The sequence below is a fragment of the Methylobacterium sp. WL103 genome, assembly GCF_008039885.1.
Classification (GTDB): domain Bacteria; phylum Pseudomonadota; class Alphaproteobacteria; order Rhizobiales; family Beijerinckiaceae; genus Methylobacterium; species Methylobacterium cerastii.
In genome coordinates, this window is record NZ_VRUX01001139.1 from 1 (window position 1) to 715 (window position 715).

Annotated in this window: 1 pseudogene; it reads left to right on the plus strand. The window is 76.5% G+C overall.

Annotation, left to right across the window (positions count from 1 at the left end):
* Positions 1–691: pseudogene (locus FV222_RS30350) on the plus strand (long-chain fatty acid--CoA ligase); the annotation flags it as partial.
* Positions 692–715 lie beyond the last annotated feature (24 nt).

Below are 715 nucleotides of genomic sequence, written 5' to 3' on the forward strand. Positions count from 1 at the left end.
CCTCGTCAGCTTCGCGGCCGGCGATCCGGCCCGGCCGGTCCACCGCACCGGAGACGCGCTGCTCGCGGCGATCGCCGCGCATCTCGTGTCGGCCCGGATCGAACCCGGCGACCGAATCCTCACCCTGCTGCCGCCCTCCGACCTGCGCGGGCTCATCACCGGGCTCGGTGCGGCGCTCGCCGCGGGCGTCGACCTCGAGACGATGCCGGTCTTCGACGGGCCGGCCCTGATCGAGAACCTGGCGCAGCCGCGCCCGACCCATCTCGTCGCCCCGGCTTTCCTGGAACAGGCCCTCGACGCCCTGCCCCCGGCGACGCGCTCCGTGGTCCTGGCCCGTCGCGCCCCAGGGTCGGTGCCTCCGCACGCGGCGGATCGGGCCGCGGGATCGCCGGTCCTCGACGTGCTGGCCTTCGACGAGGACGCGGTGCTGTCGGTCAGGCGCTCCAGGTCGAGCGGTCCCGCGTCGGATCTCGCCTCGGTGCTCGCGGAGCCCGCCCGCCTCGCCCTGCCCCCTGCCCTGTTCGACCTGCGCCGCGACCCCGACGGCCGCCTCGCCTTCCGCGGCCAGGCCTGCGCGACGACTCGGGTGCAGCGCGGCGAGGTGGACGCGACCGAGGCCGGAAGCTTTCGCGCCTCGCGCTTCCGGGCCGATCGCTTTGCCGGAACCGGGATGGCGGTGACGGAGGCCTGAGCGGCCGCGCCCCCGACCCCGCGC